The 24,569-nt window shown below is 52.1% G+C and carries 17 protein-coding genes; 2 read left to right on the top strand and 15 right to left on the bottom strand.

Going from position 1 to position 24,569, the window contains the following annotated elements; all coding sequences use genetic code 11:
- Window positions 1–427: 427 nt before the first annotated feature.
- The 6 genes from GEI7105_RS0108945 to GEI7105_RS0108970 all read right to left on the bottom strand — a co-directional run bounded on the left by GEI7105_RS0108945 (window position 428) and on the right by GEI7105_RS0108970 (window position 7,772).
- The gene (locus GEI7105_RS0108945) at window positions 428–2,440 is read right to left on the bottom strand and encodes an ABC transporter ATP-binding protein (protein WP_017660136.1); all 2,013 of its coding nucleotides are present in this window, start codon (window positions 2,438–2,440) and stop codon (window positions 428–430) included.
- Window positions 2,441–2,484: 44 nt separating this feature from the next.
- Window positions 2,485–3,645, bottom strand: a complete 1,161-nt coding sequence (locus tag GEI7105_RS0108950; RefSeq protein ID WP_017660137.1) for a glycosyltransferase family 4 protein — start codon at window positions 3,643–3,645, stop codon at window positions 2,485–2,487.
- A 117-nt stretch (window positions 3,646–3,762) separates the two neighbouring features.
- Window positions 3,763–4,488, bottom strand: a complete 726-nt coding sequence (locus GEI7105_RS0108955; protein WP_026097528.1) for a TVP38/TMEM64 family protein — start codon at window positions 4,486–4,488, stop codon at window positions 3,763–3,765.
- A gap of 59 nt (window positions 4,489–4,547) precedes the next feature.
- A complete protein-coding gene (locus tag GEI7105_RS0108960) occupies window positions 4,548–6,314 on the bottom strand; it encodes a 6-pyruvoyl-tetrahydropterin synthase-related protein (RefSeq protein ID WP_017660139.1) in 1,767 nt (588 codons plus the stop codon).
- A gap of 22 nt (window positions 6,315–6,336) precedes the next feature.
- Window positions 6,337–7,278, bottom strand: a complete 942-nt coding sequence (locus GEI7105_RS0108965) for a glycosyltransferase family 2 protein (protein WP_017660140.1) — start codon at window positions 7,276–7,278, stop codon at window positions 6,337–6,339.
- 272 nt (window positions 7,279–7,550) lie between these two features.
- Window positions 7,551–7,772 carry a hypothetical protein gene (locus GEI7105_RS0108970; RefSeq protein ID WP_017660141.1) on the bottom strand — a complete coding sequence of 74 codons (222 nt, stop codon included), beginning with the start codon at window positions 7,770–7,772 and terminating at the stop codon, window positions 7,551–7,553.
- A 183-nt stretch (window positions 7,773–7,955) separates the two neighbouring features.
- Between GEI7105_RS0108970 and gloB the strand changes: the two genes are divergently transcribed.
- A complete protein-coding gene (gene gloB / locus GEI7105_RS0108975; RefSeq protein ID WP_017660142.1) occupies window positions 7,956–8,729 on the top strand; it encodes a hydroxyacylglutathione hydrolase in 774 nt (257 codons plus the stop codon).
- Here the strand turns inward: gloB and GEI7105_RS0108980 are convergent.
- The 7 genes from GEI7105_RS0108980 to GEI7105_RS0109010 form a co-directional block, all read right to left on the bottom strand.
- A complete protein-coding gene (locus GEI7105_RS0108980; RefSeq protein ID WP_017660143.1) occupies window positions 8,713–10,914 on the bottom strand; it encodes a hypothetical protein in 2,202 nt (733 codons plus the stop codon). The two genes, gloB and GEI7105_RS0108980, sit on opposite strands and share 17 nt — an antisense overlap.
- Before the next feature lie 250 nt (window positions 10,915–11,164).
- Window positions 11,165–13,000, bottom strand: coding sequence for a hypothetical protein (locus tag GEI7105_RS0108985; RefSeq protein ID WP_144053730.1), 1,836 nt, complete (start codon window positions 12,998–13,000; stop codon window positions 11,165–11,167).
- A 79-nt stretch (window positions 13,001–13,079) separates the two neighbouring features.
- Entirely contained in the window at window positions 13,080–14,795 is a 1,716-nt protein-coding gene (locus GEI7105_RS0108990) for a hypothetical protein (protein WP_017660145.1), read from the bottom strand.
- A gap of 47 nt (window positions 14,796–14,842) precedes the next feature.
- The gene (locus GEI7105_RS0108995) at window positions 14,843–15,508 is read right to left on the bottom strand and encodes a class I SAM-dependent methyltransferase (RefSeq protein ID WP_017660146.1); all 666 of its coding nucleotides are present in this window, start codon (window positions 15,506–15,508) and stop codon (window positions 14,843–14,845) included.
- Between the two features lie 186 nt (window positions 15,509–15,694).
- A complete protein-coding gene (locus GEI7105_RS0109000) occupies window positions 15,695–16,762 on the bottom strand; it encodes an NAD-dependent epimerase/dehydratase family protein (RefSeq protein WP_017660147.1) in 1,068 nt (355 codons plus the stop codon).
- Window positions 16,763–16,869: 107 nt separating this feature from the next.
- Window positions 16,870–18,216 carry a glycosyltransferase gene (locus GEI7105_RS0109005; RefSeq protein WP_017660148.1) on the bottom strand — a complete coding sequence of 449 codons (1,347 nt, stop codon included), beginning with the start codon at window positions 18,214–18,216 and terminating at the stop codon, window positions 16,870–16,872.
- 201 nt (window positions 18,217–18,417) lie between these two features.
- Complete coding sequence (locus tag GEI7105_RS0109010; RefSeq protein ID WP_026097530.1) at window positions 18,418–19,479, bottom strand: NAD-dependent epimerase/dehydratase family protein; 1,062 nt, start codon at window positions 19,477–19,479, stop codon at window positions 18,418–18,420.
- Between the two features lie 181 nt (window positions 19,480–19,660).
- Between GEI7105_RS0109010 and GEI7105_RS0109015 the strand changes: the two genes are divergently transcribed.
- Window positions 19,661–20,152, top strand: a complete 492-nt coding sequence (locus GEI7105_RS0109015) for an ankyrin repeat domain-containing protein (protein ID WP_017660150.1) — start codon at window positions 19,661–19,663, stop codon at window positions 20,150–20,152.
- On the opposite strand, the gene GEI7105_RS0109020 is transcribed toward GEI7105_RS0109015, so the two are convergent.
- Both GEI7105_RS0109020 and ileS read right to left on the bottom strand, forming a co-directional pair.
- Window positions 20,149–20,802 carry an SH3 domain-containing protein gene (locus GEI7105_RS0109020; RefSeq protein ID WP_017660151.1) on the bottom strand — a complete coding sequence of 218 codons (654 nt, stop codon included), beginning with the start codon at window positions 20,800–20,802 and terminating at the stop codon, window positions 20,149–20,151. The genes GEI7105_RS0109015 and GEI7105_RS0109020 overlap by 4 nt on opposite strands.
- 299 nt (window positions 20,803–21,101) lie before the next feature.
- Complete coding sequence (ileS, locus tag GEI7105_RS0109030; protein WP_026097531.1) at window positions 21,102–24,521, bottom strand: isoleucine--tRNA ligase; 3,420 nt, start codon at window positions 24,519–24,521, stop codon at window positions 21,102–21,104.
- Window positions 24,522–24,569 lie beyond the last annotated feature (48 nt).

Here is a 24,569-nt window from a genome sequence, read left to right on the forward strand (position 1 = left end):
ACCTCGACTGAGGCTTCGACGGTGAGCGCTCAGCGGCTCGACTGAGCTCGCCGAACGTCCGAACCGCGATCGCCGAACGTCCTTCGGCACCTCCCCGAGTTTGCGGGGAGGATGGGTGGGGTTCCGATCTCCAAAGTGAGAGGCACTCGTGCGATAGATGCTTGTTACTCACTCGAGCGTCTCGCTCGATCTGGGTTAGATTAAGTTTGAGGTAACGGGAAAATGTTCGAGAAATCTCAAACGATTTCTGATGGCGATCTCTTCAAAACCTTCCTTAGAGTCGTATCGATCGGGGCAATTTCCATGAAATTGAGATGACTGACATCACTCTTCCATTAGACCTTCACACGATTTGACTCGAAATTTCCAGGTTCGATATAAACCGTAAAAATATAGCTAGAGAATCCACCTATCAGCCTAGCACCCACTACACGGATTTCGCACTGTTTTCAAGAAACTGTAACGTTTTGAGCAAGCGAACAGCAGCTTCGTAAGCTTCGTGAGTGAGTTCTTGGCGTTCTTCAGACGAATCCACCATATCGTCAACGAGGAGATTGAGAAATCCAATCATCGGGTTGAGGCGAGTTCGCACCTCGTAAGAGGTATTGATGAGGGTTTCGCGACGCGCCCGTTGAATGGCGTCTCCACTTTCGGCGGAAAATTGAGCTTGATAGAGTTTGGCGTACTGGCCGCCTCGAGTGAGGAGTTCTTCGTGATTGCCAACCTCGAGGACGCGCCCCCGTTCCATGACCACGATTTTGTCAGCTTTGCGAATCGTAGACAAGCGGTGTGCGATAACGAGCGTCGTGCGATCGTGACAGAGTTCGTCGATCGCCTCTTGAACCAGACGTTCCGACACCGTATCGAGGGCGCTGGTGGCTTCGTCGAGGATTAAAATTTCGGGATTGCGAATTAAAGCCCGCGCGATCGCCAACCGTTGGCGTTGTCCGCCAGACAGCATCACGCCGCGATCGCCGATTTCCGTCTCGAAGCCGTAGGGCAAGTTCATAATGAACTCATAGGCGTTGGCGCGTTTCGCCGCGTCGATCGCCTCTTGTTCCCCCGCCCAAGGACAGCCGTAAGTCAAGTTGTAGCGCACCGAATTGTTAAACAAAAAGGTATCCTGACTGACGACGCCCATCGACCGACGGACCGTCGCGACATCGAAACTTCGCAAATCCTTCCCGTCCAACAAAACCGACCCCGAGGTCGGATCGTAAAATCGCGGCAGTAAATCCGCCAGCGTCGATTTTCCAGCACCAGACGTTCCGACGAGGGCAATCGTTTCCCCACGTTCGATCCACAAGTTGATGTCCTCCAGGGCGATCTCGTCGTGGTCGGGGTAGTGAAACGTAACGTTGTCAAATCGAATTCCTTCGTGGAGTTTCTCGAAACGTTCGGTACCGTTTTGCATGATCGGTTTGTTCTCGCGCCGCAGGTAATCGGACACCACGAGAACACTCGGGGCGGTATTAGCCAGACGGCTACGAATGCCGTTGAGTTGTCCGACCACCGGTAGCAGTCGAAACAGGACGAGAAGGTAAGTCAGCAAAACGGCCGAAATGGCTTCGATCTGTTCGGAAAATAAATAGCGACCGCAAATGACGATGAGTAGAAGCGCAACGATCCCCGAGGTCTCGTTAATGGGGGAAATAATTAAATAGTTGGCTTGAGATTGAAATTCACTCTGCTCTCGTTCTCGAATCAGTTGTGCGATCTGTTTGTATTCATTTTTTTCGTTGGCGACTGTTTTAATGAGGCGAATTCCTGCCAACGTCTCGAGAAGTTTGTTCGTTAACGCACGGCTTTTTTCAGTTAAAGTTTCTCCATAGATTTTGGCTCGCCTCACAAAAAATTGATTGAGAAAGGCCACTATCATCAACACGAAGGTCGAGGCTAGTGTGAGCTGCCAAGAAATCGAAGTCAAAATAACAATAAAAACTAAAATGGTAATGCTATTGATGGCCACTTGTGACAGGCTGCGGATCGAATTGGCCGTGCGACTCATTTCTGTATTCAGGCGGTTGACAATGTCTCCCGTCTTCATTTTTGCGTAAAAATCGAGATCGACATCCAAAATAATTTTGATACCGTCGAGCCGTAGGTTTCGTACTAAAGACTGAGAAAACCGAACTGCAATCAATCCACTTAAGTAAGTGGTTACGTTTTTTAAAAAAATAGCGACCAAGACTAAAAACGTGAGAATCGCAACTTTATAATCTCCCGCAAACGATCCAGACAGATCCATTACGTTCTGAATCAACGGTGGCATACGTTGCGTGCTAGGTAAGTCTTGTCCGATCAGGCTCAGAATGAGGGGAACGATCAGTGTAATACTAACTCCGTTAAAAATCGCACCGGAAAATCCGAAAGCAACGGTCAAGACCATGAGCCACGGGGATTTCAGAGCGAACTTGAACAATAATTGGTTGGGAGACATGAGAAAAAATCCAAGCCTGGGAAGTCAGGATCGGTGCAAAAGAATCACGCGATCGCGTTACGAACAGTCTTTGAAAGGATATCTGACATAGCATCGAGGCTATAGTATTTTATACACCGATCGCGAGCTGTTCGACCTCGCTTTTTTGCCAGTTCGTAATTATCAAAAATCCACACAATTTTCTCGGCCAGTTCGTGAGGGGCATTAGGCTCGACGATAAATCCCGTGTCTTCGAGAACCTTCGGTACGTCGCCGACGCGGGTGGCCAAAATAGGTTTGGCCATGGCCATGCCATCGGTCAGTTTAATGGGAAATTGAGCGCGAGCGGTCACGTCGTCTCGTTGGGGAACGACGACTAAGTCAGCAGCGGCGACGACTTCTGGCATTCGATCGACGGGCATCGAGGGTAATTTGATAACCCAACGAGACCACTTGTCCATCAAATACTCGACGTAGCCGTCACCGATCTCGCGTCCTCCCACTAACACGAGGCGAAATTCCTCGCGATCGAGGAGATCGAGGGCAGTTAAAACGTCCTCTAGCCCCTTATGAGGTCGAGCCGTCCCCGGAAACATCAGTACGCGGTATTCCGAGAGTCCGTATTTGCGCCGACTCTCTTCGGCCTCGAAGTGTTCCGGGTCGAACAGACGAGTATCTTTGCCGTTGGGGAGATAAGTTCCCCCATAGCGCTCTTGCAAAAACGTCGTATCGACGGTCACGGCGTCAGCCCGGTCGATCGCTCGTTCCATCCACTTTAAATACAAAGGATATTCGGGATTTCGCAACGCCCCGTTAGGTTTGAGAACGTCCCGCAAGAACTGACGGGGCGTCGGCCGGTACGTCCACTCGTCTCCTCCGAACCAGCTCGTTTCCCAATCGTCGATATCGAGTAAAACCGGTTTGTGGTGAAAGCGTCGGTGCAGCAAGGCAACACCGAAACTTGTGGGGCGAGGCTTAATAGCATAGAGAAGATCGCCGTCGATTTGTTGCAGAAGCTGGCGAACCGATCGCACGAACTGGGGATAGTCACATCCAGCCACCCACCGCACAGACAGACCGGCCGGAGGTTCTGGATAAAGGCGATCGCCGAACAAAAACCCAAAGACCGTGACCTCGAAATTGAGGTATTTGAGAACTTGTGCCAGAAGATAAGCCCGAGTTCCCCCTCCTCCTGATAAATCGGGTGCGAGTAGCGAAATTTTCATCAGTCACGCATCGTCGAGCTAGAGATCCCGTCAATTCTCAAAAGATTGTTTCCATGTTACCCCAGCAATTTGAGCTTTGGGTCTCGCTCGGCGATCGCATCTGTCTTCAAGGCTCTCTCACCGCCGAGACGGAGAGGAGGACGAGTCTTCCGAGGCGGCCGACTCCTCGAAACGCTCCAACTCGCGATGGGGATTCCGACGGTGGTGGCGATACCAAGTCGATCCTGCCACGAGTAACCCTGTCAAACTCAACGCCCCCAGCAGCGGCAGAATCTCCCCAGTGCGGAGTGCCTTCAACCCAGAACTACCTAACATGACGAAGGGGAACACGCCGGGAACCGTTCCGAGTAGCGTTCCGATCAGATAATCGCGAAACCGAATCGCCGTCAGTCCGGCCGCAAAATTCACCAAGCCGTAAGGAATAATGGGCAACAGGCGAATCGCGAACATATAGAACGTTCCCCCGTGGCGAATTTCGGCATCCATCGCTTGCCAACTGCCGGCCATGCGGCGGGCTGCCCATTCCCGTCCCACCGTGCGCGTAAAGGCAAAAGCCGCGATCGCCGCCACGACCGCCCCTACACTGGTCCACAGCGTCCCCAGCCAAGGACCGAAAATCGCCCCTCCGCTGAGGTTGAGAGGTGTCGAGGGCAGCAGTAGCAGCGTCCCCACCGTGTAGAGAACGATATAAACGATGGGGGCCCAAACTCCCGCCCGTTCGAGCCAGGTTTCCACGGTGGCGGCGTCGAGGCCGCCCAGCCAGTAAGCCCCGATCGCCGTTAGGAGAATGCAGATCCCCAGCACGAGAACGAGGGTCAGCTTCGGCGTGAGTTTGAGTTTCACAGTTCCATTTCCATATTGCAAACCGACTCGGCATTTATCGAGACGCGAGCGATCTCGCTCTAGGAGCGCGATCTGGCTGGGGAGTCGAGAGAATTGGGCCTCGCTTTCACCCACTGAGTACTAAAGACGGCAAACACGACGAAACTGGCCAAACTCGCTGCAATTCCGAGGTTAAAGGGGAAAGTGCTACCGTATTCGAGCCTCACCTCAGAAGACCCCGGTTCGACGACAAACTCCATCGTTCCGTCTGGGGGGCGTTCGATATCCCGACGCTGGCCGTCGATCGTCAATTTCCACGCGGGATAGTAATACGTTCGCGTGCGAACGGTCGCCGAGCTGCCAGCGTTGACTTGTAACTGTCGCACGTAACTTCCCCACTGCTCGATCTCGATCTCTGCATCTCCTTCAACCACGCGCACTTTTGGCTGGTTCGGAGACGGTGCGGGAGGAGGACTGCCATCGGGCAGTAGGGGACGGTATTCAGGAACGTCAATCAGACTGTCGCTGTAAGGATCGTACAGCGTAGTTTTTAGGCGATCGAGCGTCACGATCTCACCTCTTCCCGGATTGTGTAGCACTGGCATTGCTCTCGAAAGTTTATAAGAGTGCCTCAAGCCAAACCCAATCGCCAAGGTGAGAAGGAGTGCCAAGAAAATTTTTAGCGTTTTTTTGACTTCTAAACTGAACTGAGTGGCTGTGGCTGCCAATCCCGCACTACAAAAGGAAAATAGACTTAAAAATCGAGTTGGACGCTGGACTTTTTGTAGGAATGAAAATTGTTCCCAGATCGGTTCAGACCATTGACTCATTATAAAGACCAAAATCGTTAAAGCGATCGACCAACCGATCGCCTCTCTAAATATTTTTTGCTTTTTCTGGGTTTTCTTAGTCGTTAGACTAATAGCGAGGAGGGCGAGAAACAGCGCGATCGCACACAATACACCGTAAGCCACCACCGAATTTGGTTTTCCGGGAGAATTTAAGACGAAGAACGGTAAACTGTCACTCCCCAGCATATTCTCGCGCCATCCTCCTTTGGAGTCAGCCATATAATCGATATTTATCCATTTCTGCTCTAAAATTGCAGGGATTAGATAAAAAGAAGCCATACCAAATCCCAAAAATGCCGAGCTGGCAGGGGCAACAATTACTTTCCATTTTTTTTGGAGTCCTAAAGCTAATAAATAACCAAACCAGGCTAATGTAAATAGAAGCAAGCTCGGGGCATGAGTCAGAGCGATGAAGAACCAAAATATTGCGAGAAATATACACCAGCTTTGGCGTCTTACAGCGCGATCGGTAAAGTACATACCTAGAGGAATTAAAGACGTTGCTAAAGCTGAGGCAAGTGCGCCATAGAAAACGGAGTTAAAAATCCCCGGAAGGCTCATATAGTAAATTCCACCGACAATCCCAGCTATTTTCCCCCATCGATATCTTCCGTATATATAAAAGTTAAATCCCGCGAGAAAAATACAACCTGTAAATAAAACAGATAGAGTTCGATCTATATTTAAGCCCAGACTTTTAAAAAAAGTTCCCAGATAGTAACTTAAAGGTGGATAAAAAACGAAGGTTGGGCTTCCATAGCCGTAGTTTGTTCCCGCCAGCCAACGAGGATAAGCAACGCCTTCAAAAACTTGGTGTGAAAAGTGTTGAATCCAAGTGATATGCCAGAGCAGATCTCCTAAGCCATTCGATCCATAACGCACCATTCTTGAGTTGATGAAGGTTGCCAATAAAGCAAACCCTATGATAATGAGGAATTCAAAGAGCTTAGATTGAATTTTTTTTGTGGGTAACATCGCTTGATCGTCTAATGTCATCGCTCTTAAATCTCAAACACGCTTATAAGCCGTAAGTATCCCGAACAAAATAAAGCGGCCGTTTCTTGACTTCTTCGTAAATGCGCCCTAAATATTCTCCGATCGCCCCCAAACTAATCAATTGAACGCCACCGAGAAACAAGACTGCAACCATTAACGATGCATATCCCGGTACGTCGATTCCCGAAATAACCGTTCGGACGATCAAAAACCCCGCATAAATCATAGAAAGTAGCGAAATCGCCAAACCGAGGTAGCTCCAAATTTTTAACGGAAGCGAACTAAACGCAGCGATACCGTCGAGTGCGAAGTTCCAGAGTTTCCAGTAATTCCATTTCGTGGTTCCAGCGTAGCGGCGATCGCGATCGTACTCGATCGCAATTTGCTCGAAACCCACCCATGCAAACAACCCTTTCATAAACCGATTGCGTTCGGGAAGTTGTTTGAGAGCCTCGACGACTCGACGATCCATTAAGCGAAAATCCCCTGTGTCTCGCGGAATGGGAACGTCGCTCATTCTACCGATAATGCGATAGAAGTTGTTCGCCGTGAACCGTTTGAACCAAGTTTCACCCTGACGCGCTCTTCGCTTAGCATAAACGACATCGTAACCTTCTTTCCATTTATTCACCATGATTTCGATCAGTTCTGGAGGGTCTTGTAAATCGGCGTCAATGGGAACGACACCTCGACCGCGAGCGTAGTCAATACCGGCTGTGAGCGCAATTTCTTTACCAAAGTTTCGCGAAAGGTTGACGACTTTAATAGCAGAATTTTGTTGGTGGTGACGAATTAACTCAACCAAGCTTCGATCGCGGCTTCCGTCGTTGACACAGACGATTTCGTAAGTCAAACCAATTTTGTCGAGATTTCGACAGAGGCGATCGAATAAATAATCGAGATTCTCTTCTTCGTTATAAATAGGAACGACCACAGAGATGTCGATCTCACAGGGTTGGTTCATGGAAGTTTAAATCAGTTGAAAAACGATCGATAGTAGGTTTCGAGAAAGCCTTCGAGACAGCGTGCCTTTAACGTTTTTTACGTAAACGCAATAGTCGGTCAAATTACAAAGGTCTGAGGTTTAACCTCTTATCTTCTCATATCGATTGACGTTTCTGAGATGCGCCCTTTTGGACATATCGCAACCTTAAAATCTCGATCGCTAACAGAGCTGTGGCGATCGGGAGTCCTCAACTCCCCAATCTACAGCACTCGATTTAAACTTCTCCGAACTTAACTACTCGATCGCTCGTCTACCACCTTCAACCGTCCGAGTTGAAAGCGATCGAACACGCTGTTCAGTTGGCGATAATCTTCATCTGTCAGCCCTTTCCCCGCTAACATGGCAGAGGTCAACTGGAGATAGTCCTGACGGCTAATGCGGTTCGAGTCGAGAATACGTTCGATCGACTGCTGAAGCGTCACGTTGGGTTTACCCTGAGAAGCTTTAGCCATGTTGCGTACGAACGAGTTGAGAGGGGATACGAACGAAGGTCTCGACAGCAGACAGACATTCAAGAGACGGTGAGTCGCCTCCATCACCGGTTGCGAATGACGGTGGGTCGCTTCCATCGGCAGTTGCGATAGGATTTTGAAGTAAAGACCTAACAACGCTAAGCCTACCAGGAGATCGGAGCCATGCAGATCTACCGACTTCCCGCCCTATCCGATAACTACATTTATCTTATAGTCGATGGAGATCGTCAAGAGGCCGCCGTTGTCGATCCCGCCCAAGCCGACCCCGTACTTCGCCAACTCGAAGCACTCGACTGCACCCTCGTCGCCATTTTTAACACCCATCACCACGCCGACCACGTGGGCGGAAACCGCCAACTGATAAAGCGTTTCCCCAATCTCAGCGTCTACGGCGGTGCTGAAGATCGCGATCGCATCCCCGGACAACAGGTCTTTCTCAACGAAGGCGATCGCGTCTCGTTTTCCGACCGAGAGGCCGACGTGTTTTTCGTTCCCGGTCACACTCGCGCCCACATCGCCTATTACTTCCCTCCCGTTGGCGACGGCGAACCCGGCGAGTTGTTTTGCGGCGATACCCTGTTCGCAGGGGGATGCGGGCGACTGTTCGAGGGAACCCCCGCCCAGATGGTCGATTCTCTGGCGAAGCTGCGATCGCTCCCCGACAAAACCCGCGTCTGGTGCGCCCACGAATACACCCTAAAAAATCTCAAATTCGCTCTCACCGTCGATCCCGACAACCGGGAGTTACACACGCGATATCGCAACGTCGAAACCCTGCGGAAACGCCACGAAGCCACCGTTCCCTCGTGGTTGGGGGTCGAGAAACGCACCAATCCGTTTCTCCGTTGGGACAGCGAGGCGTTACAAACCGCCGCCAACAGCCACGATCGCGTCCGAACCTTCGCTCGCATTCGAGACCTCAAAGATCGCTTTTAGAGGTGCGATCGCCGGACTCCCAGCCCAGGGGAATCCACGTCACCTCGATCTTCGGCGCGTAAACGAACTGATTGTCTGTTTCAAACGCAATCGACGCCACGGGAGCGGGGAACGGCAGATCGGCGCGATCGAGGGATTGGAAAAAGACGAGAGCTTCGTCGGATTCTCGGGGTAAGTGACTGACGATCGGCGCGTTTTCAGCGTTGCCGGGAAGGAGGCGATAGGTGGCTTCTCCACCGTCGCGATACACCGCCTTGAGGCGCACGGGAGCGGCGCGAAACAGCGTTTTGTAGAGTTTGCCCCAGGGCGAATACGATACCGAAATCGAGGCTCTGACGGGCGATCGCGCGGCTTGGGGAACGGTCGCCGTCTCGCCCCATCCTACCGACTGCGAGCTGAGGGGGTCGGCGATCTGACAGGGGGTCGTCTCTCGGAGATCGAACACCATTAAATCGGAGACGGCTTCCGTTTGGGTGAAGGTTGGAAACTGGGGCGAGAGGCGATAGCGACACAGCAGCGACGAGAAGGTTTCGGGTTCGTCAAAAAAGGCGTGTCGTCCGTCGATCGCGCGAAATTGATAAAGAAAGTGGTCTCTCGGATGGGCGTCTAAATTGGCGGCGTTAGCGCGATCGAGAAATTTCGTATAAGACGAGTAGGATTGAAGCGTCGGTCGCGGTTGCCAGTTCAACTCGTTGGCCGGTGCGAGGGTGAGTTCCCAAGGAACGATATCGACGGTTTCGTTGCCGAGATGTTCTCGCACGTCGGCGGGAAGTTTCAATCGCTCGAAATTCCATTGGTTGGCGTCTTCGAGAACGCTCGCCACGCGATCGACATTGAAACTGAAAATTTGGTTGTGGACGTATTTGGGGGTGAAGCTCTGCCAAAACGGCCAGGGTCGCAGACCGACTTGTCCTAACACGTCGGGTTTCGCCACATACAGCACGGCAACGGCGATCGCGATCGCGCTGACGACGCGTCCCCAGGAAGACCGACGCGAAACGTTACTGCGACCGGCACAGACAAGGGAGGCGATAAAGGGAACGCAGAAGAAATACAGCAGAACGTGGGCGTCTTGGCGGACGAAACCGTGTTTGAACGCGATCCACAGGACGAAGGCTAGACTCAGGTAAAATCCCGATCGCCGCCAATCACACCGCTGCCCCATGACACTCGCGACGAGTGTGGCTTCGAGCAGGGCTAATCCTAATTCTAACGGCGAGCTGATGTAACTCATCGCACTGGAGTATCCCGAAGAAACTTCGAGAGACCCTCGGACGAAATCGAGGAGCGAGCGATCGAACACCAACACGGTCGCCAACAGCAAAATACTGTAAATTCCATAGGCGAGGCCGCTGGTTCTGAAGAGAGCGAAACGTTTGTCAAAGAGCCGATCTCGATCGGTCTGACGAACTTTTTGCACCACTCCACTGACGACAACGGCGATCGCCCCGTAGAGCAGGAGTCGAACCGCGTTGTCCGGCGGGTTCACCGCGACAAACACGAACGCCGTCGAGGTCGCCCCGACGACGGAATCCCAAACAGCCAGGATCGCTCGGTTTCGCTCTGAGAGGGTTTGCGTTTTAGCGATCGACACGGCTCGAAAAAACTGCACGAGAAACAGCGCACCGACCGTCGCGACGCCGAGCGTAAATTTAATTAAGGCTAAAAAACCGGCGACAATTCCTAAAAAGAGAGAGTAACCTCTCGATATCGTCGATCGCTTTGAGGGTTGAAAGGGCGGACGAACTGACCACAATAGAAGAATTAAATACAAAAATAACGCTTTGTAGTCTATTGAAAACGCCACGTGAAACACGAATAAAGAAGAAACGATCCACAAAACGCGATCGAGGTTATTTTTATATTGAAAAACACAAATAATAACTGCTAAAACTAACGCAATATGAACGCCGATCTTAAAAGTGACGGCAGTTAAAACGTTCTCTGGAACGATCGATCCGGCTGCCAAATAGCCGAGCGGCCCGTACGTGAAAATGACATCGCGTCCGAACTGTAAACCCTTCAGTACCGTTTCAGTTAACGCAAAGCTCCAAGAGGCATCTAAGCCGGGGGCAATAAAAATATACGGCGAAGGTAATGTGGCTAACGTGAAGTAAATCGCGACTGCAACACCCAAAATCCAAGGTGCGACGACTTGTAAGATTTGTCGGGTTCGATGACTCATGGTTAGTGCGACTCTCGAGCGAGATCTCACGGCTCAGTGGTGCAGAAAACTTTTCGAGATTGGGGATTGACAAACTACATATTTTATGTATTTAAATTTGAGCCAGATCTCGAGCCAGATCCCCGGCATCTCCAAGATGCCGGGGATCTCCGGCAGCCATTTACCGATCTGGGATTTTGCGGGCAACCCTTTAATACGGCGATATCTGTTCTAACAAGGGTTTCAGGACTTTTCTGCACCACTAAGGACTTCACGGTGTCAGCTCGAAACTTCCCGTTAAAAGATGCGCCCGAGCCGTCGTCGCGTCGAACGCCCAAGCTTTCACGACTAGCGAGCGGTTCGGGAGCTGCGATCGCGCAAATTCACCGCTCCAGCCGAGTTGAGTGTCTCGGGGAAGACCAGCGTGAAGTGCGTCCGGGCGAAACTCGCGATCGTCGATAATGGCAAAGGGTTTTTCGGCTCCAGAATCCGTCGTGTAGGTCAACAACACCAGATCGGCCGCCGACAGGGAACGTTCGGTGAGTTCGGCCCAGCCCCGAACTTGGTAGCGATCGCCCGACAGGGGAACGAGAGCGTCGAAGAATCCCCGAGCGGTTTCGGACTGCGGCGACGCACTAAAGTCGCGCACGTCGTCACTCTCGAGCAGCGGAGGGGAAAGATACCCCAAGTCGTTAATGGCGATCGCGTGGTCGTACAGGCGATCGGGGTCGGGATAAACGTAACGACGCAAACAATCGTCGTCTCGCAGCACGTCGATAACCAGCGTACAAGCCTGAGCGTGGAGCGTATCCGTTTTGCGAACGTACATCCCATCGAGGGCAAAAGCGCTCGTTTTAAGATGTAATACCAGTCCGATACCGAGTAGTAAGTAAACTCCCCGAGAAAGCCAACGACGCCGAGGCGGAGACACTTCAACCGTCGTATTTCGTTCGGCCAGTAACGCCCCCAAATAAATCGCCGAGACGATCGCGTACAGCGAAAAGGTCGTATAGCGTGGCGAAATCGCCTGTTCGATTCCAAATCCCACGCGACCCAATGCCGCAAACAGACCGCTGAGGATAGAATATCCCCCCAGCATTATCCAGCTTTTGGCGCGATTTAACTCAGAGAGATCCCAACGGCGCTCTAGAGCGTTCTCGAAACCGGATTTTCCGTCCTGCGAGGTCGTCGCACTGTTCCACAGGAGAGCCACCACCATCGCCGACCAAACCCCAAACACGATCGCCCCCACGACCGTCGCCGCTGGGATGTCGTGAAATCCGAGCGGTCCACCTAAGAAGACGAAGAAATAACGAACCGCCTCGAGTGGGTGTCGGACGGCTTCGTCCCAACCGGGATGACCGGGGGGTTTGACGTAGTTGCGAAAGTAAAATCCGAGATTGACTGCCATCGCCGCGATCCAGACTGTCGCCCAAAACAGACGCCGCCCGATCTCCCGCCAGCGTAGGGTTTCGGGAAAGAAAATAGCGGGAAAGACCACGACCCAACTGAGTACGCCGTTAGAAAACGAATACGTACTGACGAGGCACAGTAAAATACCCACGAGGGTTTTCAGCCAGAGAGGAAAGCGAGTCTGCGCCACGAGCAACCCCAAGACGATCGCGCTCAAAGACAGCAATACGCACACTTGCAGTCCGAAGAGAAAGTTGTCGTATTGAATCAGAGAAAAGACGAGGAGGTTGGCGACGATCGCCAGTTCGTTGAGGCGAGATCGCGGGGTACGGGTGAGGGTTAGGCGACTGAGGGCGTATAGGGTGAGAGCGATCGCGGCCATCAAACCCAAAATCAGGAACATTTCCACTTTGATGTTCCAGTTCGTCACGGACGCCAAACTTACTAAAATCAGTCTCGGAAAGAATTTGCGGCTTTCGTTGTGCTGGGCGATCCAGTAGCCCCAGTTCCACCGACCTTGACTGAGATCGATCGTGCCGTCGTGGAGTTTGACGAACATCAGTCCGGGGGTGTCCCACTCGTCCCAAATGGGAAAGTTGACGCCGAAATAGGCGATCGACGCTGCCACGAGACTGGCAAAGATCGCAGACAGGCCGAGGAGCCAAATCGTACTGGACGGGAAACGAATTTTCACCTTTTCTATCAACTCGAGGGACGGGGACGCGCGATCGACAAACTCGACCAATTAGTTCATAAACTCGAACTGTACGAGTTTAATCCACAACGCGCAAGTCTAAGGAATTGTATAAAGATAGGAACGCCGAGCGTTCGGGATCGTAAACCCACGCCCGAAGCGAGTGGCGACCGGGTTGTAAATCGCGACTGACAAACTGGACTGTCCAAGTTTCGGGTTCTCGACTCGAATCGACAAAATCTCCGATGAGATCGCTGGCAAACATCTCCGTACTGTCGTTTCGAGACAAAAAGACGATCGGTAGAACCGTTTGACAGTTCTCGAAGCGGACTCGACCCGACACGATCGCCGTTCCGCTCTCGGACAACTCGACGACTTGCGACGACTGGGAACGATCGAGATACCCGCAAGAGGGCTGAGGGCGATCGCGAAATTCGACGGCGTGCGATCGCTCGAAAAATCCCAAGCGATCGAGGCGGGGAGACCACCAGTATTTTACGATTTTGGCGTCGGGATACAGTCGTCGCACGCAGCTACTTTCAGCGTTCTCCTCCATATATCCGACGAGCGACAAACAGGTTCGTGAGAAGAGTCGATGGTTGCGGAAGTCTTTCCCCAGTTCCCAAACGGACAGCGACGTGACCGCCAGTATCACCGCAACGCACGCCACGATCGCACGATAGCCGAAGCGAACCTTCCCTTGCCACGGGCGAGTTGCAATCTCGGCGTAATACTGTCCCGCGTAAAGGAGTCCGACGAACAGTAGCAGGCTGACGGTGGTGTAGCGAGAAGCTAACGCCACCCCGAATCCAAAACTCGACCGTCCCACCGTGGTCATCGCGGCAAAACCGAGACTAAACAACATTAAGGAGATCCAGGGTGCGATCGCCTCTCGGTTAGCGAGATCGCGCCAAAACTGCCAAAAACAGATCGAACTTGCCAGAGACAGCAGGATTCCCCAGGCGATCGCCGTTGAAGGTTCCGAGGACAAGGGGTGTCCGACGAGCGCGAAAAAAAATTCGAGTCCTTCTCGGGGGTGTTTGAGAACATGACTCGGATCGACAGCGTGAGCGGGTTTGTGGTAGTCGATAAAGTACAACAGCACGGTGGCGACGAACCCACTACACCAGACGAGAAGCCACCGTCGGGGTTTTTGAGCGTGCCGACTTTTCACCCACACGCACGGTAAAACGGCCAACCACGTGAGGAGTCCGTGAGCGCAGGAAAAACTCGCCAACCCACAGAATAAGGCGGCGAGACCGAAATGGCGATCGCGCCAATGCTGGAGGTTTTCGTGAGATAGGAGGGCGATCGCCAAGACTAAGCACAAATTTATCCAAAACCAAGCGATCTGAAATCCCCAAAGCCAATTTTCGTATTGTACGAGGCTGCCGAGCGCAATAGCGATCGCGATGTCAGTCAGCGGAGAAACGCGATCGCCGTGTTTTTTTCTGGCAATCCAATACAGTGAAATTCCGATCGCGATCGCTAACATAACGCTCGCGTACTGCTGCGTTTTCGTGTTCCAATCAGTCAAAAAGGCCAAGGTGGCGATCGCAAATCTTGGAATGATAAATCGATGCTCGTTGTGAAGTCTCCAAAAGTCTAAAAAATCAGCTGTCCCGAAATCGATTTCGTGAAATAAATCTGTCAACACTAACGCGTCGAAAACGGGAACGTCTACCCCGAAGCGATCGACAAACAAGAAAGTAATCAGAAAAGGAATCGCGTAAAGCAACAGATAAAAGTTCGACCACAAGCTAGAATGTTTATCTAACAAGTCGATCGGGTTCATTTTTAGTCTTATTAGTAGAATTTTAAAAAAATCTTGAATCACTCGAATTAGTTTTTACAGGCAACGACTAAAAACTGCTTACCTAAGAAATTCCAAGCCAACGGCATCGAAATATAAAGCGGAACTGTCCACAACGGAGGTTGCTTCCCGTTAGCCATCGTATAAGGTAAAAATTTAGGAATACAAGTTTGAATTTGAAATCCTCGAAGTTGTAAAACTTCAGAAATTGAAGCTTCCGTCAGCGGTAAATGATGATCGAAAAAGTCCCAATAAGCTCCACCCGTGTATTTGATATTCGGTCCCAAACAGATAATTTTCCCTCCTGGCTTCAAACAGCGATAGGCTTCGGCGATCGTGCGAGACAAAGACTCTTTCGACAAGAGGTGTTCGAGAAAATTGCTCGTAAACACGACATCAAGCGACGCCTCAGAAACCGGCCAAGTTTGCGAACAATCTTGATGGATAAAACACACCTCTGACTCGAGATAGTCTTTCGCGTCGGGATTGAGATCCATTGCATACTTTTTTCGAGCGCGAACTTGATTGATAAATTCTCCCCAACCACAACCGAGATCTAGAATATCTCGACGTTCGCCAACGAGATCTTGAAAATAGCGCGTCACCAGTATTTTCCAGACTTTACGGCGATAATTGGCAATGCGAGCAAAGCGAAGTTGATATTCTTGTTGAAGTTCGCGTGCAGAAGTTTTCATGAGAATTCTTTAAATTTCAAATGTCAGTATTCGATTCGATAGAAACATATACCACAATATCTTAAACAGCATTGTATCGAACGATATCTTTTTTTGAATTAACAAAATTGATGCGATCGCGATCGAAAATATCTAAAAAAATAAATTTTAAATGACATCGCGTCCCTCGATCGAATTGCTAATTTTTCACAAAAAAATCTTCTGAATACTGTCCGTTTCGCGAACCATCCAGTCGTAAATTTCAGTGAGAGTCGCGAGAATATCTCGTTTCGGCTGCCATCCCGTTCGCGCCATCACTTTACGAGAGTCGGTGATAAAAATCGGCACGTCGCCGGGACGGTTTTCGGGAACGGGCGAAATTTCAATGGTATTTCCCGTCACCTTCTGACAAATTTGCGTGGTTTCGTAGAGAGAAATTTGATTTTGAGAACCGCCGCCAACGTTAAAGGTTTCCCCTTTCAGTTCGTCAAACTGTTGCAGTTGTAAATCGATTAAATCCAGCAAATCCGCCACGTGCAGAAAATCCCGAACCTGTTTCCCCGTTCCGCCGTAGCCGATATATTTCAGCGGTTTTTGGAAATAATGTCGCGCCACCCACAGCGCAAACACCCCCTGATCGACTTTTCCCATTTGCCAAGGCCCCGTTAACACGCCGCAGCGGTTGACGAGGGTGCGGAGGTCGTACGCTTCGGCGTATTCGGCGATGAGGAGTTCCGAAGCCAGCTTGGTGGTTCCGTAGAGCGATCGCGCGCGATCGAGGGGAAAATCTTCGGCGATACCCTGTTGCGACGCACCGGGAAACGGTTGTTCGTCGAGCAGTTGAAAGCGAGTGTCGGTTTCGCGATAGTTGAGTCGGCTCAGATAGGCGATCGGATAGACGCGACTCGTCGATAGGAAAATAAAATCGGCTTGGGTGGCTCGTGCCAGTTCCAAGCAGTTAATCGTACCGACTAAATTGGTTTGTAATAGATATCCCGGCGATCCGTATCCCGCCAACACCGACGGTTCCGCCGAACATTCTAAAATTAACGTCGGTTTGAGAACTTCTGGAGCGAGGTCTTCAGGATTGCGAACGTCGCCGTGGACGAACTCGATTCCCGCTTGTTTGAGACGGGGAAGGTTTAACTCCGAACCTCGCCGTTTGAGGTTGTCTAGAGCGATAATCTGCCAGTCGGGATGACGTTTCGCCAGTCCCAATCCGAGAGAACTTCCGACGAATCCCGCACCTCCGGTAATTAAAACGCGCTGACTCATAGGTTTTTATAATTTGAAATTCTCTGGTTGAAATTCTCTGGTTGAAATTCTCAAGTCGAGCTTTTCCAAACCCGATTGTCGTGTTCTGTCGCGATCCTCCCGAAGCTTCAACTGGAGATGCTATCGTTCGACACGACGCCAACGCGAAAGTGGTGGGGTTGGGGTCGGGGAGTTTTACGGACGTAATCGCCCCGAGACAGCCACCGTTCGAGCAAAATGTAGAGGACGATGAAGAGGTAGCGACTTCCCATTTCTTTGATTTTCAGCTTAGAGACGCCAGCTTTGCGGTTGCGCCAACTAATCGGAGTGGCGACATAGGTGTAGCCGCGCACGATCGCCTTGAGGGGAAGTTCGACGGTGAGGTTGAAGTGGTGCGACAGAATCGGTTGAATTCCCTCAATGACTTCGCGACGATAGGCTTTAAAGGCGTTGGTCGTGTCGTTGTAGCGCAAGCCGAACAGCACTTGAACGAAGAGGTTGGCCAAGCGGTTGATGAGGAGTTTGTGGGTTGGATAGTCGATAACCCGTCCGCCGCGCACGAAGCGAGAACCGAACACGCAGTCGTAGCCTTCTTGTAGCAGGTCGTAGTAGTTGAGGATGTCCTCGGGGGAGTCGGAACCGTCCGCCATCACGACGGCGACAGCATCTCCTCGAAACTGTTCTAAGCCGCAGCGCACGGCGAAACCGAAGCCGTTGGGGTAATAGTTGTTAACGTAGCGCACGCGAGGGTTGTCGCGACTCAGGGATTGCAGGATTTCTTCGGTGCGATCGCGGCTGTTGTCGTTCACCACGAGGAATTCGTAACGCACGTCGCGATCGTCGAGAACTCGCGCGATCGCGTTGACCGTTTCGGCGATCGAGCCTTCTTCGTTGTGCGCCGGAATTACCAGAGAAAATAAGGATACGGGACGAACGGTTTCCTGCGCTTTGTCTTCATCGCGGCGTGGGGAATCGCTGGCGTTAGCGAACGCGGGTTCTAGACTTTCAGGACGGAGTTCGGGACGGTTCGAGCGAAATACCAGGCGATCGCTGAGGAGATAGTTCGTTGTCGCACTCACCAGAATCCCGATGAGGGTGTTAACACCGTAACTCACCCCCAACCAATCGAGAAAGGGGAAAATGGCGAAAATCCGTAAAAGTACGGAACAACCTGCCGAGAGGTGATATAAGGGGAGTTGACGCAGTAATACGTCCCGAAGACGCCAGTTTCCTCCAGTCCACACCCAAGTTCGGTAAATAAAGAAACTCAGCAGTAGAGAGAGTTCGATGGAAATTGCGTTGGCGGTGTTGCGTAAAATTACAGTATCCCAGCCTCCCAGTTCCACGAACGAGAACATTAATATTAAGTTGAACGCGGCGGCGACTCCCCCACCCCCGAGAAAGCGAACGACTCGTTTTTGAGCGAGCTTTTGAAATAGCTTCTGAAGCGTTGGAAACGGGCTTGGTACTTTCATGGTTTCCCCTATGTCGTTTTATCGGTCAGATCGACATTGGTGCCGAAGTTGCGATCGCGTTCTATCGGACGGTTTAGGCTTGGCGAAAACTTCAAAAAATTGAGAACTCAAACGCTCGATCGTTCAGAAGTAAATATTATTTTTTGTTATCCTCCCATTGCGATCGTAGGGTTCTCGATAAAATTCAATCTGTAGCGATGTTTACCAGCGATCGACATTTTGCGTGTAAATCTCTTCGAGAATATCGCGAACGTTATACGTCAAATCCCATTCGGGATAGTGAGACTTAAACGATTTCAGATCGCCAATCCACCAAATATGGTCGCCGATGCGATTGGTTTCTCGGTATTCCCAATTCAATTTTTTATCGGCGATTTCTTCACACTGATGAATCGCTTCGAGCATCGAACAGTTACTCGATCGCCCACCACCAATGTTGTAAATTTCTGCTATTCGAGGATTTTGATAAAAGTGGTAAAAAGCATTCACTAAATCGTAGCTGTGAATGTTGTCACGAACCTGTTTTCCTTTATATCCGTAAATATTGTAGGGTTTCCCTGTTACCGTACATTTCATTAAGTACGACAAAAACCCATGAAGTTCTGCGCCCGAATGACTCGGCCCCGTCAAACAACCGCCGCGAAAACAAGCGGTTTTCATGTCGAAATACCGTCCGTATTCTTGAACTAAAACATCAGCAGCGACTTTCGATGCACCAAACAGAGAGTGTTTGCAGCGATCGATACTCATAGTTTCGTCGATGCCATCGTAAAACGGATGACTTTCTTCAATTTCCCACCGGGTTTCGAGTTCGACAAGGGGGAGCAAGTTCGGATTGTCCCCGTACACCTTATTGGTCGAGCAAAAAACAAAAACCGCATCAGGACAATGCTGACGCGTATTTTCGAGGAGGTTTAACGTACCGTTTGCGTTAACTGTAAAATCAGTAAACGGGTCGCGAGCCGCCCAATCGTGAGACGGCTGTGCGGCAGTGTGAACGATCAGTTCGATCTCGCTCCCGTAGGTTTTAAAAATTTCTGAAATTGCTTCTCGATCGCGAATGTCGCTGTGATGATGAATATATTTATCTCCATATTTTTCGAGGAGGCGATCGCGATTCCAAAGCGTCGATGCACCCTCCCCAAAAAAGGCTTCTCTCATATTGTTGTCGATGCCGACCACTGTAAAGTCTTTATCGCAAAAAAAGCGAACAGATTCAGAGCCGATCAATCCCGCAGATCCCGTTACCAATACGATCGACATGGTTTTTTCTCAACCTCACACGACAAACAACAGGGTTGGGCAGTCGTCCCGCTGCAATAACTTGCGTGACTCAACGACTATAAACGGCGGTATTCTAGCACGGATCGGAAAATACGGATCTTCTTTTTGAGAACTCTCGCTCCCCAAACTCGTTAAAATAGAAAAAGAAAGGTAAAAAACGATGCAAAACGCGATCGCAACTGCCAGGTCGGGAGACTGGCAAGAACTCGAAATTCTATTAGCCAACGGTACCGATCCCAACGCAGCCAACGACGACGGCACCACCGCCCTCATTGCCGCAGCCGAATCCGGCCACGCCTCCATCGCCCGTCGTCTGCTCGATGCCGGAGCCGATCCCAACGGAGCCGATAACGACGGTTGGACACCCTTGATGGCAGCGGCCGCAGCCGGACATCGCGGCATCGTCAGCTTGTTGTTAGCCGCAGGCGCAGACATCAACGCTTGCATGAATTCCGGCGTCACGGCGTTAATGGTGGCAGCCGGTCACGGTCGTCTCGAGGTTCTGGACGTACTGCTCGGTCACGGTGCCGATATTCGAGCCAAAGACGGCAACACCTGGACAGCGCTCGTTTGGGCGTCTCGGGAAGGCTACCAAGACGCCGTAGAACGACTCAAACAGGCGCGTCGAGCGCTTCTCGAAGAATCGGTTTAAAAACAAGCACCGAGGTTGCTGCCGTCGTTGGGATAGCCGCTCGAGACGTACCCCCGCAGCGGCGAGACGATTTCGACCCAACTGCGTCCTTCATCACCCACAATGGAGGTCAGAGGCAGCGGTACGAAAATTTCCTCGTTAGCCCCCACGCCGCCGACAATTGCCGAAGCCGTACTCGGGGCGCTGCGTACCACGAGACCTTCTTCGACTAAGACGCGGCGGCAGGTGGTTCCCGATACCGGAGGACGGGGTTGGGGACGCGGCGGTTGTGGCTGTTCGACATCGCCCCATACGAACGGCTGACAGAGAACTAAGTTACTCCGGCCGTTGGGAAACCCATTATTCACGTAACCATCGGCGGGGAACGTCACCGGAATCCAGTTTTGTCCTTCCGGCCCTTGAATGGCACGGTAATTGTCCGCCAGTCGCAGCCGTTCGTTGGGGGCGACGTTGGCGATCGCCCGAGAAAACGGACTCGGTTCAACGTGAATCGACAAGCCGTTTTCGACATCCCGATACACCTGACGGCACAGGGGATCGAGTTCGATTTGAGCCAGTTGGCGGGGTTCGGAGGAAATCGACGCCGCTGTAGCCGGTGCTGCCAACACCAACAGCGACAAAATCACAGACGACCAACGATCGCATTGCATGAAACTCGTTCGCTCCTCAAACAGTTTTTGTCGATCGCCATCATAAATCGAGAGGGGGAGCAGGGGAGCAGGGGAGAGGGGAAGAGGGGGAGCCAGGGAGACAAGAAGAGCGTAGGGTGCCGTGACGCGGGCTTTCAAAGGACGCCGAAGTCAGGATAATGTAAATTCCCGCGTCACGCACCGCCCCCAACCGGAAGAGGGGAAGAGGGGGAGAGGGGAAGAGGGGGAGAGGGGAAGAGGGGGAGAGGGGGAGCCGGGGAGAATTTCACCTCACCTCATTACCCCATCACCTCATCACCTTAGAAATGACCGTCTAAGGCTTCCACGCAACGTTCGCAGAGCGTCGGATGTTCGGGGGCTTCGCCGACGTGACTCGAGTAGTTCCAGCACCGCTCGCACTTCTGACCCTCGGCGTTGACGATGCCGATGCCCAGGCTTTCCTGACGGCTGGCGTACTCCAAGCCTTCGATCGCCTCGGGAGAGTCCAACAACTCCACTTGAGAGCTGATGAATAAATAGCGCAGCTCGTCTACTCCGTTTCCGGGGTTAATATCGCCAACGGTGGGTAAGGCTGGTGCGGAAGTGGGCGGTAACTCCGGTACGTCGGGAACGTCGGCGGCGGAGACGGCCACAGTGGCGTCCGTGCCGACGATTTTGGCTTTCAAATCTGCAACTTGCCCCGATAACCGCTGGCGATCGCTAGAAAACAGCAAATTCCGATAGCCGAACCACATCGAATAGGTAAAACCGATTCCCGTAAACAGTTCCGGTAACAGGATCAGACGGTTCACCGCCGCCAGGAAGCTCGAGGAAACGTACAGGGCAGCCCCCAATCCGGCCAGAATTGCCAAATTGCGGAACACGCGATAGTAACTCTTCCAGAACTCAACGGCGTATCCCGGCGCGTCTACGATAAAGTCAACCACATCGCGCACCTCGAGATTTTCCCAATCAGGAAGCGCCAGTTTTCCAGCCGTTGTCGAGGAGTCATCTCCTTCCGGGGTTTCTGCCGAGTCTTCCACTTCAGCCTCCGTCGCTTCGCCGACGGGGGCTTCGGGTTCCGGTTCTACGGTACGCGGCGGAACCGCCAGGTCGGGGTTCATCTCGCTGAGTTTGGCGCGATCGGCTTCGTCGGGAACGTACAACAGCACTTTTGCTTCCAGGGAAGACCCAATTTGTTTGTCAGTTCGGGCCTTCTCCATCACTTTATTCACTTCGGTACGGTAGAAGCGCAGGGTTTGCCAGCGTTGGGAGAGTTCCGATCGACGCCAGCGTTCTTCCAGCTTCGGCCAACCGGCTGCAAACACCGACTTATACGGCGTCTCGTAAGGAAGGTTCTGCCAGATATCTTCAGCCATGTGACAGAGAACCGGAGCGATCGCCTTCGCCAAAGTCTCCACCAACACCGCCAACACCGTCTGACAGCTACGACGGCGGAACGCCTTCGCATCACTGATATACAGTCGGTCTTTAGCGATATCGAGATAGAAGTTCGACAAGTCCACCACGCAGAAGTTCTGCACGGTTTGGAAGAACCGGAAAAACTGATAGCTGTCGAACGCCTCCGTTACCTCGTCCATCACCTCGCAAGTGCGGTGAAGGATATATTTATCCAACTCCGGTAACTCGTCGTACTCCACCGCGTCGGTTTCCGGGTTGAAGTCGTGCAGGTTCCCCAGCAAAAATCGCGCCGTGTTGCGGATTTTCCGGTAAACGTCCGCCATTTGTTTGAGGATGTTTTTCCCGAGGGGAACGTCGTTAGCGTAGTCCACCGACGACACCCACAACCGCAGTACGTCCGCCCCGTAAGGTGGCTCTTGTTTGTGGTTGTTGCCGCCGTTAATCACCACGGCGGGATCGACGACGTTTCCGAGGGACTTACTCTGTTTCCGTCCCTGTTCGTCGAGAACGAAGCCGTGAGTCAAAACGGTTTTATAGGGGGCTTGTCCCTCGGTGGCAACACTGGTTAACAAACTCGATTGGAACCAGCCTCGGTGTTGGTCGGAGCCTTCGAGATACATATCCACGGGATAGCCTAGCCCTTTCTTTTTCGCCACCGCCGCCCAGGAGGAACCGGAATCGAACCAGACATCCATCGTGTCGGTGCCTTTGACATAGGTACGGTCGTTGTTGCGGTAAGACTCGGGAAGCAGTTCTTCTACGGGCAGTTCCCACCAAGCATCGGAACCCTTCTCGGCGATGATATCCCGAACGTGGTTCACGGTTTCCTCAGTCATGAGGGGTTCGTCGGTTTCGGCGTCGTAGAAGACGGGAATGGGAACGCCCCAACTCCGCTGACGAGAGATACACCAGTCCGATCGCTCGCTGACCATCGAGGTAATCCGGGTTTCGCCGCGATCGGGAATCCAAGTAACCCCCCGGATGGCGTCTAAGGCCGCGTCGCGGAAGCCTTCGACGGAGGCAAACCACTGTTGCGTTGCCCGGAAAATGGTAGGTTTTTTGGTGCGCCAGTCGTAGGGATATTTGTGTTCGTAAGGCTCTTGTTTGAGCAGGGAATGGTTTTCTTTGAGGGCTTCGGCGATTTTCTCGTTAGCGTCTTTAAGGACGTTGAGTCCGGCGAACGGCCCGGCTTCTTCGGTAAACCGGCCGTTTTCGTCCACGGGGGAGAGAATCGGCAAGTTATAGCGCAAGCCGACTTGATAGTCTTCTAACCCGTGACCGGGGGCGGTGTGGACGAGTCCGGTTCCCGATTCGGTGGTGACGTAATCGCCGCCGACGACCACGGGACTGGTGCGATCGAACAGGGGATGTTTGTAGGTGCAGCCTTCGAGGTCTTGGCCTTTGACGGTTTCGAGGACGGTCAACTTGCTGCCGAAGGTGGCCTCGAGTCGCGCGATCGCATCGGCGGCTACGATGAGGAATTTTCCGGCCGCTTCCTCAAATTCCAAGGCTGTTTCGACCACCGCGTAATTCAACTCGGCGTTGACGCTAACCGCCAAGTTCCCCGGAATCGTCCACGGCGTCGTCGTCCAGATGGCTACCCACAAATCGGGCATATAGTCGCTCAGACGCTCTTTGAGGCTGTCGCTGAGTTCACTCAGTTGAAAGGCGGCGTACAAACTGGGGGAAATATGCCCTTCGGGATATTCCAGTTCGGCTTCAGCCAACGCAGTTTTGGAACTGGGACTCCAGTGAACGGGTTTGTACCCCCGATAGATGTAGCCTTTGAGCGCCATTTCTCCGAACACGGCAATCTGAGCGGCTTCGTATTCGGGGTTTAAGGTTAAATAGGGACGATCCCAATCGCCCCAGACGCCATAGCGTTTGAAGCTGTCGCGCTGTTCGTCGAGGGTTTTGAGAGCGAAGGCTTTGGCTTTGGCACGTAACGCCAACGGCGTCAGTTCCTGGCGCTCTGAGGATTTGAGTTTTTGTAAGACTTTCAGTTCGATGGGCAAGCCGTGACAGTCCCAACCGGGGATGTAGCGAACTTTACGACCCCGAAGGAGCTGGTAGCGGTTAATAATATCTTTGAGGGTTTTGTTGAGGGCGTGACCGATGTGAAGGGCGCCGTTAGCGTAAGGGGGACCGTCGTGCAGGATGAAGGGATCTCCGGGGTTGTTCTGCGACAGGGTTTGGTAGATTTGTTGCTCTTCCCAAAACTGTTGCAGTTCGGGTTCGCGCACGACGGCGTTCGCCCGCATATTAAAGTCAGTCTGGGGGAGATTGACGGTATCCTTGTAACGCTTCTCTTCTGTCACGGTTTGCTACCAGGGGACTATGGAACGACATCGGACTTCCCAACGAAG

Source organism: Baaleninema simplex PCC 7105, assembly GCF_000332355.1.
In the GTDB taxonomy this organism is placed as follows: Bacteria; Cyanobacteriota; Cyanobacteriia; order Cyanobacteriales; family Geitlerinemataceae; genus Baaleninema; species Baaleninema simplex.